Raw genomic sequence first — 10,005 nt, 5'->3', positions numbered from 1 at the left:
GTCTGCGCGATGCGAACCGCATCCCGCTTGAACTCGTCGCTGTGTATCGCTGCCATATCCGGTCTCCTTGATGGCGAGTATTGCTCTCAAAAGACCGGAACGAAACCGGGACAGGTCCAGACCTCCTCCCGGGCCGAGCGATCAGGCGGTGATCCAACCTCCTCCCTGGATCACCGCCGCCCTATTTGGCTTCGACGAGCCTCAGGCTCTCGGACACGGGCAATCTGTTCTCCTCCCTCAGATCGTCGCACCTCAATTCGCGCGGCCCACCTCCTCCCGGGCCGGTGTGATCAGGCAGCGACCCTTACCTCCTCCCTAGGGTCGCTGCCGCTTTAGTTGCCCGGCCTACCCACTCCCGGGCCGAAGATGACGGTGATGCGGCCCCCCTCCTCCCGGGCAGCGCATCATAAGTTCGAGCGGCCAACCTCAACCCTGGCCCGCACGCTTTGGCGGCACTCTGTCCTCCGCCCCAGCGGTGCTGCGTTCCTGCCACCTCATCCCCTTGCATCCGCGAAGCCGCGCCACGATACTCCCGTGGGGGTATAACAGGCGGGTTCATGCGGATTTCCATGCTTTCAGCGGCGCTTGTGGCGGCCTTGGTCGGCTACGGCTCTACCATCGCCCTCGTGCTTTCCGCCGCCGCAGCCCTCGGGGCCAGCCCCGCGCAAACCGCCAGCTGGGTGTTCGCGATCTGCATCGCCAAGGCGGCAGGCTCGGCCTATCTCAGCTATGCACACCGCATCCCCGTGGTGCTGGCGTGGTCCACCCCCGGCGCCGCACTGATCGCAGCCACCAGCGGCATCAGCATGGCCGAGGCCGTGGGCGCGTTCGTGCTTGCAGGCGTGCTGATCGCCCTGACCGGAGCCTTGCGCCCCTTGGGCCGCCTCGTGGCCCTGATCCCGGACGGAGTCGCCGCCGGAATGCTCGCAGGCGTGTTGTTGCCGTTCTGTCTGAAGGGCAGCCTTGCCGCGCAAAGCCTGCCCACTTTGGCGTTCCCAATGATGGCGGTGTTTCTGCTGGTGCGGCTGAAAAACCCCGCGCTTGCCGTGCTGGCAGCGCTCGCCACCGGGCTAATCCTCGCCTTCGCGACCAAAGCAGCACACCTGCCGCAGCTTTCCCTACCGCTGCCAACCCTGACCTTCATCCCGCCCGCCTTCCGTCTCGACGTGCTGCTCGGCCTCGGCCTGCCGCTGTATCTGGTGACGATGGCCTCGCAAAACCTGCCCGGTTTCGCCACCCTGCGCGCCGCCGGATATGAGCCGCCCGTCGGCCCCGCCCTGATCACCACCGGCGGGATTTCCGCCTTGGCTGGCCTGTTTGGCGCGCATAGCGTCAGCATGGCCGCGATCACAGCGGCGATTTGTCTGGGCGACGACACCCACCCCGACCGCAACCAGCGCTGGAAGGTCGGCCTCGTCTATGCTGGATTCTGGGTCATGCTGGGCTTGCTCGGCCCGGTGATCCTGCCGATTCTGGCGGCCCTGCCACCCGCGTTGATGACAGCTTTGGTCGCACTCGCGCTGCTTGGGCCGCTGATGGGAGCGCTGACCGGGGCGTTCACGCCGCCCGCCACCCGCTTTGCCGCGACACTGACACTTGCTGTCACCGCCTCGGGGGTTGCCGGGTTTGGGATTGGCGCGGCGTTCTGGGGTTTGCTGGCAGGTTTGGTGGTTTATGCTTTGGAGCGGTTGAAGAAAAAACCCTGACGCCGCCGCCAGATCGAAATTCGCAGTCGAATTTCGTGCCGGAATTTCTCAAATTCCGCTCTGCTTGACAGGTTCCGCCCTAAAATGGCACGTCATCGACCTGATGCGCCGGCACCACCCAGCGCGCCACGATCATCTTCGATCCGGCATGGTCAAACTCGATGCTCAGCTTGTCGCCCTCAATCCCCATGATCTCGCCATAACCGAACTTGCTGTGAAACACCCGGTCGCCGATGATGTAAGAAGACAAAGCCTGCGCATCAATCGTCATATTGCGGGCCTCGCGCGGTTGGGCGAGCGGGCGCTGCGCCGAGCGGTCCTGCATCCGCTTCCAGCCCGGCGAGTTATAGACATCCGCCTTCACCGCCCGATCTTCCAAAGCCGCGCCATAAGACGGGGACGCAGCGCCATAGCCGCCGCGATGCAGGCTCGGCGGCGTCAGCACCTCGACATGTTTCTCGGGCAATTCGTCAATGAACCGACTGGGGAGTTGGCTTTGCCACTGGCCATAGACCCGGCGGTTCGAGGCAAAAGAAATCGTGCACAACTCCTCCGCCCGCGTGATGCCGACATAGGCCAGACGGCGTTCTTCCTCCAAGCCCTTCTTACCGCTCTCGTCCATCGAGCGCTGGCTGGGGAACAGCCCATCCTCCCAGCCTGGCAGGAAAACCACTGGAAATTCCAAGCCTTTAGCGGCATGCAGCGTCATGATAGACACCTTCTCGGCGGCTTCCTCGTTGTCATTCTCCATGATCAGGCTGACATGTTCGAGAAAGCCTTGCAGGCTGTCGAACTGCTCCAGCGCCTTCACCAATTCCTTCAAATTCTCAAGCCGCCCCGGCGCTTCCGGCGTTTTGTCGTTCTGCCACATCGAGATATAGCCGGAGTCCTCCAGTATAATCTCGGCCAGCCGCACATGGCTTAGATCATTGGCAGGCGGCGTATCCGGCAGCATCGGCTCGATCACCGCATCTTCGGGCGGCACAATCCGCGCGCCCATCAACGCCGCGTGCCAACGATCCACCCCCTCGACAAAGCCGCGCAACTGGCCCGCACCTTTGCCGCCAATGCCACCGCGCGCCACCAGCGACCGCGCGCCATCCAGCAACGGCAGGCCCTGCCCGCGCGCCTCGCGCTGAATATCCTGCTGCGCCTTGTCGCCAAGCCCGCGTTTCGGCAGATTGACCACCCGCTCAAACGCCAGATCATCCTCGGGCGACACCGCCAGCCGGAAATACGCCATCGCATCGCGAATCTCCTGCCGCTCATAGAACCGAGGCCCGCCAATCACCCGATACGGCAGCCCGATGGTCAAAAACCGATCCTCAAACGCCCGCATCTGATGGCTGGCGCGCACCAAAATCGCCACTTCATCAAGCCCAAACTCCGATGGCAAAGGGATGTTTTCCTTGCCAGCATCGGTAAAGCTTTGCGCACGCATCAAAGTCGCTTCGTGAATGTCTCCACCGGCGCTTGCAGAAACCACTCCGCCCTTGGCCACTCGATCCGCCTCCTGCTGAGGCGATATCGAACGTGTATTCTTCCGTCTCTTAGCGAACTGAGATCTGCCTCGTTTTAGGCTCTCAATTTCCTCGCCCACCCAGCGGGCTTCTTCTTCGCCATCCCAATGGCCGATCAGCCGCACCTTCTCGCCACCCTCGGCATCGGTCCACAAGGTTTTGCCCAAACGTCCCTCGTTCTTGACAATAACCCCACTCGCCGCCGCCAGAATATGCGCGGTGGATCGGTAATTCTGCTCCAGCCGCACCACTTTCGCGCCGGGAAAATCCTTCTCAAACCGCAGGATGTTGCCGACTTCCGCGCCGCGCCAGCCGTAGATCGACTGATCATCATCACCGACGCAGCAGATATTGCGGTGCCCCTGCGCCAAAAGCCGCAGCCACAGATATTGCGCAACGTTGGTATCCTGGTATTCGTCGACCAGAATATAGCGGAACCAGCGTTGATACTGCGCCAGCACATCTTCATGCTTCTGGAAAATCACCACGCAATGCAGCAGCAGGTCGCCGAAATCGGTGGCGTTCAGCGTGCGCAGGCGCTCTTGGTACTGCGCATACAACTCCGTTCCGCGGTTGTTATAGGCCGAGGCTTCCGACGATGGCACACGATCAGGTGTCATCGCGCGGTTTTTCCATGAGTCGATCATCGAGGCCAGCATCCGCGCGGGCCAGCGTTTTTCATCTATATTCGCGGCAGAGATCAACTGCTTCAGCAAACGCAACTGATCATCGGTATCAAGAATGGTGAAGTTCGATTTCAACCCCACCAATTCCGCATGCCGCCGCAAAATCTTCACCGACAGCGAGTGAAATGTCCCCATCCAGGCCATGCCCTCGGCCACATCGCCCAGCAAACGCCCGACCCGCAGCTTCATCTCGCGCGCGGCTTTGTTGGTGAAGGTCACCGACAAGATCTCACGCGGGGTCGCCTTGCCCATGTTCAGCAGATGCACGATGCGTGAGGTCAGGGCCTTGGTCTTGCCGGTGCCCGCCCCCGCCAGCATCAAAACTGGGCCATCCAAAGCCTCCACGGCCTCGCGCTGCGCCGGGTTCAGATCGTCGAGATAAGACGTATCGCGCGGCGCGCCCCGACCCAAGGCGCGCTGTGACAACGGCACTGCCGCCGCGAAAGCATCTTCGTCATCCGTCCAGTTCATGATACTAACCTATCGCGGTTCTCGCCCGAGATAAAGCAGTGTTCCTGCATTGTTCACAGGAAACTTTCGCGCCGGTTTTGCTTAAACAGCGACCCGATTTTCAGCACCCTGCACAATCGCTAAGCCAATCCGCGCCCTACAGCCCTCGCCATTCAAAAACCGCCCATTTTTCAGGCAAAGAATCGTCCCATCCGCAACGGTCGAATGTTAGCGCCGATCATATCGCAAATCTGTCATATCATGGCGTTTCCGCCCCTTGCGCTGCATCGCAGCACGGCTAGTGTCAGCCTGACACGCCCCTTCGCCCGCTGCCCGGAGCCTCGCATGACCGAATTCAAGAAAATCCTGATCGCCAACCGTGGCGAAATCGCGATCCGCGTGATGCGGGCGGCCAATGAGATGGGCAAAAAGACCGTCGCCGTTTATGCCGAGGAAGATAAGCTGTCGCTGCACCGTTTCAAGGCGGATGAGGCCTATCTGATCGGCGAGGGCCTGTCCCCGGTCGGGGCTTATCTCTCGATCCCCGAAATCATCCGGGTGGCGCGGGCGTGCGGCGCCGATGCGATCCACCCCGGCTATGGTTTGCTTTCGGAAAACCCGGATTTTGTCGATGCCTGCGATCAGGCGGGCATCACCTTTATCGGTCCGAAAGCCGACACGATGCGGGCTTTGGGCGATAAAGCTTCGGCCCGCCGTGTCGCAATGGCCGCTGGTGTTCCGGTGATCCCTGCCACCGAAGTTCTGGGCGATGACTTTGACGCCATCAAGAAGGAAGCCGCAGCGGTCGGCTATCCCTTGATGCTGAAAGCCTCTTGGGGCGGTGGCGGTCGCGGCATGCGCCCGATCCTGTCGGAATCCGAGCTGGTCGACAAGGTCCGCGAAGGTCGCCGCGAAGCCGAAGCCGCTTTCGGCAATGGCGAGGGTTATCTGGAAAAGATGATCATCCGCGCCCGCCACGTTGAGGTGCAAATCCTCGGCGACAAGCATGGTGCGATCTATCACCTGTACGAGCGGGACTGCACCGTGCAGCGCCGCAACCAGAAGGTCGTCGAGCGCGCCCCCGCCCCCTACCTCACCGACGCCCAGCGCGCCGAGGTCTGCGATCTGGGTCGCCGCATCTGCGCCTTTGTCGGCTACGAATGCGCGGGCACGGTTGAATTCCTGATGGATATGGACAACCAGCAGTTCTATTTCATTGAGGTCAATCCCCGCGTTCAGGTCGAGCATACCGTCACCGAACAGGTCACCGGCATCGACATTGTCCAAGCGCAAATCCTGATCGCCGAGGGCAAAACCTTGGCCGAAGCCACCGGCAAGGCCGCACAGGAAGAAATCCACCTGACCGGCCATGCGCTGCAATGCCGCGTCACGACTGAGGACCCGCAAAACAACTTCATCCCGGATTATGGCCGCCTGACCGCCTACCGCTCGGCCACCGGCAACGGCATCCGGCTTGATGGTGGCACGGCTTACGCGGGCGGCGTGATCACCCGCTATTACGACTCGCTGCTGGTAAAAGTCACCGCCACCGCCCAAACTCCCACCGCCGCGATCCGCCGTATGGACCGGGCTTTGCGCGAATTCCGTATTCGCGGCGTGTCCACCAACATCGAATTCGTCATCAACCTGCTGAAGCACCCCACCTTCCTCGATGACACCTACACCACCAAATTCATCGACACCACGCCAGAGCTGTTCCAGTTCAAAAAGCGCCGCGACCGGGCGACCAAAATCCTGACCTATATCGCCGACATCACCGTCAACGGGCATCCCGAAACCGCTGGCCGCCCAAAACCCCATGCCGAAGCCCGCACGCCAAAAGCCCCCAAAGCACTGGTGGAGCCGTCGATGGGCACCCGCAACCTGCTGGAACAGCACGGGCCCCAAGCTGTCGCTGACTGGATGTCTAAACAGCAAAAGCTGCTGCTGACCGACACCACCATGCGCGACGGCCACCAAAGCCTGCTCGCCACCCGGATGCGCTCGATTGATATGATCAAGGTCGCCCCCGCCTATGCCGCCAACCTGCCGCAACTGTTCAGCGTTGAATGTTGGGGCGGCGCTACCTTCGATGTCGCCTATCGCTTCCTGCAGGAATGTCCATGGCAGCGCCTGCGCGATCTGCGCGCTTTGATGCCGAATGTGATGACCCAAATGCTGCTGCGCGCCTCCAACGGAGTCGGTTATACCAACTATCCCGACAACGTGGTGCAGGCGTTTGTGAAGCAAGCCGCCAGCACGGGTGTCGACGTGTTCCGGGTGTTCGACAGCCTCAACTGGGTCGAAAACATGCGCGTCGCGATGGATGCGGTGCTGGAGGCCAATAAGGTCTGCGAAGGCACTGTCTGCTATACGGGCGATATGCTCGACCCCAACCGCGCCAAATATGATCTGAAATACTACGTCGATACCGCGAAACAGCTGAAAGCCGCAGGCGCGCATGTGCTGGGGCTGAAGGATATGGCCGGGCTGTTGAAACCCGCCGCCGCCAAACAACTGATCAAGACCCTGAAGCAAGAGGTCGGCCTGCCGATCCACTTCCACACCCATGACACTTCAGGGGCTGCGGCTGCCACCATCATGGCCGCATCCGATGCAGGCGTCGATTGCGTCGATGCCGCGATGGATGCGTTCAGTGGCGGCACCTCGCAGCCATGCCTCGGCTCCATCGTCGAGGCTCTGCGCCACACCGACCGCGACACCGGGCTGGACATGGCCGCGATCCGGCAAATCTCGAACTATTGGGAAGCCGTGCGCGGCCAATATGCCGCCTTCGAGTCCGGCATCCCGGCACCCGCCTCGGAAGTCTATCTGCATGAGATGCCCGGCGGTCAGTTCACCAACCTCAAAGCCCAAGCCCGCTCTTTGGGTCTTGAAGAACGTTGGCACGAAGTGGCGCAGACCTATGCCGATGTGAACCAGATGTTTGGCGATATCGTCAAAGTCACGCCGTCGTCGAAAGTCGTAGGCGACATGGCGCTGATGATGGTGTCGCAAAACCTGACCCGCGCGCAGGTCGAAGACCCGAAGGTTGACGTGGCCTTCCCGGATTCGGTGATTGATATGCTGAAAGGCAACCTTGGCCAACCGCATGGCGGCTGGCCTGCCGGGATTTCCAAGAAGGTGCTGAAGGGTGAAGCGGCCTCTACCGCCCGCCCCGGCGAAAGCCTGCCCCCGGTTGATCTGGAAGCCACCCGCAGCAAACTTTCCGAAGAACTCGGCGGCTTCAAGATCGACGACGAGGATCTGAACGGCTACCTGATGTATCCGAAAGTCTTCCTCGATTACATGGGCCGCCACAAAGCCTACGGCCCGGTGCGCGCCCTGCCGACCCGGACGTTCTTCTACGGCATGATCCCCGGCGAAGAAATCACCGCCGAAATTGACCCCGGCAAACAGTTGGAAATCCGCCTGCAAGCCGTGGGGGAAACCACCGACGACGGTGAGGTTCGGGTGTTTTTTGAACTCAACGGTCAGCCCCGCGTCATCCGGGTGCCAAACCGCGCCATCAAAGCCAAAACCGCCGCCAAGCCGAAAGCCATAGAGGGCAACCCCGGCCATATCGGTGCCCCGATGCCCGGCTCTATTGCCAGCGTGACAGTTGTGGTCGGCCAAAAGGTGCAAGCGGGCGATCTCTTGCTGACCATTGAGGCGATGAAGATGGAAACCGGCATCCACGCCGACCGCGCCGCCGTGGTAAAGGTGCTCTATGTGCAGCCGGGCAGCCAGATTGACGCCAAGGATTTGCTGGTGGAATTGGAGTAAACCAGACGATTTCTAAGAAAAATCGTGGCCCAGACAACAACCCCCGCGCCTTATGGTGCGGGGTTTTGTCATTCAAAATAGCCAAAAATCTTCACATGATGCGAGAGGCGAATATCAGGCCAAAACAGGCGAAACAAGATGAACCACAACATGTTGTGGAAAATCCCGATTAATTTCGCTAAAACCACAAGTCTTTCCCCGCTGGGAAGAATTTCGTGGCTTTGCAAGCTGCGTATCATCCAAAAGCAAAGCGGCTAAAGCACCCGCAGCGTCTCACCCAACCAAGGCCATTCCTTTTGCGCGGGGGCCACAATCTGCGCCCCGATCAACGCCCGCAACCGCACGGCAATCTGACGCGGCATCTCGCGCAACACGCCTTCCCTCGCCGACAACGACAACGTGCGTTGCAGCGGCGCAAACGGCAGCGGGGCCACGTCGATAGCCCCATGAAAGCGGGCGGCGTGGTGCAGGGCCAAGGGCGTCAGGATCGTCCAGCCCTGCCCGCCCGCCACCATGGCGAGGATCGCGTGATAGCTGTCCAACTCAAACCGATGCGCCAGCCGCAGGTTTTGCCGCGCCAGATGGCCTGCGATCTGGCGGCCCATCACATGCCGGGCGGTGTATTGGATCAAGGGCAGGTCTGCGGGGCTGCGGCCCTTTGGCGTGATGGCGAGGAAGGGTTCGGCGAGCAAAGGATGCACCTCGCGCCAACCCTGATCGGCGGTGTCAGAGTCGAGATCAGCGGCGACGACAATATCCAGCGAGCGGCTTTCCAACTGATCCAGCAGGCGGTGGCTGGCCCCGGTTTCCAACAGGAAGCGGCAGCCTTTCAACTCGCCCGCCAAGGCTGACAAAAGACGGGGCGTCACCTCGGCGTCGAAATCTTCGATCATGCCAAGCCGCAGGGTGGTCAGTCCGGAAAGGTCGGCGACGGCCAGATCAGCCCGCGCCTCGGCCTCGGCGTTCAGGATGGTTTGGGCGTGGCGGCGAAACATCGCGCCCGCTGGCGTCAGCCGCATCGGGCGGGCGGAGCGATCCAGCAGCACGGCGGCGAGGGCGGTTTCCAGCCCGGTCAACTGCTGGCTGATCGCCGAGGGGCTGACCCCTAAGCATTTCGCAGCCGCAGAAATCGCGCCTTCTTCGGCGACGGCAAGGAAAACCTCGATCCCCCAAAGCGTGACGCGACCCTGTTGCTCTGCCATCTAAAGTCTGGGCGCTTACAGCTTCGACAGCTTTTTCTGCAACTCGGCGAATTGCTTTTTGATTTCGGCTAACTCCTCAGCCGGGTCTTGTGCGGCGTCTTCTTTGGCAGGACCAGAGCCTGCCCAACCGGGCACACCACCCATCATGGTTTTCATAAACGCTTCCTGCTGCTTGCGCATCAGATCAAACCCCGGCATCGCGGTCAGCGGGTTCGGGATGGCGTTCATGTTTTCAATGACCTTAGTGGGACCATCGCGCAACATCTCAAAACTGGCGGCAAGGAATTGTGGCACCACGGATTTAATGTTGGTGGTGTAGCTGCGCACCAGATCGGTCAGCACATTGGTCGGCAAAACCGTATCGCCTTTGGATTCATGCTCGGCCACGATCTGCAACAGATATTGCCGGGTCAGATCATCGCCGGATTTCAGATCAACGATCTGCACCTCGCGCCCCGCACGGATGAAGCCCGCAATGTCTTCAAGCGTGACGTAATCAGAAGTCTCGGTGTTATAGAGACGACGGCTGGCATAGCGCTTGATCAACAGCGGCTTAGCAGGTTCGGCCATAGTTCTCTCCCCGAGATATTGCAGTGCAGAGAAAGTCTAGGACAGTGCAGCATAAAAAGAAAGGGCGGGCACAACGGCCCACCCT

The 10,005-nt window shown here is 61.0% G+C and carries 5 protein-coding genes; 2 read left to right on the top strand and 3 right to left on the bottom strand.

The annotated features are described in order from the left end of the window. Positions 1 to 557: 557 nt before the first annotated feature. Positions 558 to 1,706, top strand: coding sequence for a benzoate/H(+) symporter BenE family transporter (locus tag ACP7AP_RS21035; protein ID WP_426037378.1), 1,149 nt, complete (start codon positions 558 to 560; stop codon positions 1,704 to 1,706). A 79-nt stretch (positions 1,707 to 1,785) separates the two neighbouring features. Here the strand turns inward: ACP7AP_RS21035 and ACP7AP_RS21030 are convergent, their stop codons facing one another. After that, complete coding sequence (locus ACP7AP_RS21030) at positions 1,786 to 4,383, bottom strand: ATP-dependent helicase (RefSeq protein WP_426037376.1); 2,598 nt, start codon at positions 4,381 to 4,383, stop codon at positions 1,786 to 1,788. Positions 4,384 to 4,707: 324 nt separating this feature from the next. Here ACP7AP_RS21030 and ACP7AP_RS21025 point away from each other — a divergent pair, with 324 nt between their 5' ends. Continuing rightward, on the top strand, positions 4,708 to 8,148 hold the full coding sequence (locus tag ACP7AP_RS21025) for a pyruvate carboxylase (RefSeq protein ID WP_426037375.1): 3,441 nt from the start codon (positions 4,708 to 4,710) through the stop codon (positions 8,146 to 8,148). A gap of 254 nt (positions 8,149 to 8,402) precedes the next feature. On the opposite strand, the gene ACP7AP_RS21020 is transcribed toward ACP7AP_RS21025, so the two are convergent. Then, positions 8,403 to 9,350 (bottom strand): LysR family transcriptional regulator, encoded by a 948-nt coding sequence (locus ACP7AP_RS21020; RefSeq protein ID WP_426037373.1) that lies wholly within the window; start codon positions 9,348 to 9,350, stop codon positions 8,403 to 8,405. A 15-nt stretch (positions 9,351 to 9,365) separates the two neighbouring features. Further along, complete coding sequence (gene phaR / locus ACP7AP_RS21015) at positions 9,366 to 9,920, bottom strand: polyhydroxyalkanoate synthesis repressor PhaR (protein ID WP_426037370.1); 555 nt, start codon at positions 9,918 to 9,920, stop codon at positions 9,366 to 9,368. Positions 9,921 to 10,005 lie beyond the last annotated feature (85 nt).

The organism is Cypionkella sp. TWP1-2-1b2, from assembly GCF_049896245.1.
Lineage (GTDB): Bacteria > Pseudomonadota > Alphaproteobacteria > Rhodobacterales > Rhodobacteraceae > Cypionkella.
This window is presented reverse-complemented; position numbering and strand designations above follow the sequence as displayed.

Coding starts and splice junctions, on each gene's coding strand:
- ACP7AP_RS21025 (WP_426037375.1), top strand. CDS start 4,708: ATGACCGAATTCAAGAAAATCCTGATCGCCAACCGTGGCGAAATCGCG.
- phaR (WP_426037370.1), bottom strand. CDS start 9,920: ATGGCCGAACCTGCTAAGCCGCTGTTGATCAAGCGCTATGCCAGCCGT.
- ACP7AP_RS21030 (WP_426037376.1), bottom strand. CDS start 4,383: ATGAACTGGACGGATGACGAAGATGCTTTCGCGGCGGCAGTGCCGTTG.
- ACP7AP_RS21020 (WP_426037373.1), bottom strand. CDS start 9,350: ATGGCAGAGCAACAGGGTCGCGTCACGCTTTGGGGGATCGAGGTTTTC.
- ACP7AP_RS21035 (WP_426037378.1), top strand. CDS start 558: ATGCGGATTTCCATGCTTTCAGCGGCGCTTGTGGCGGCCTTGGTCGGC.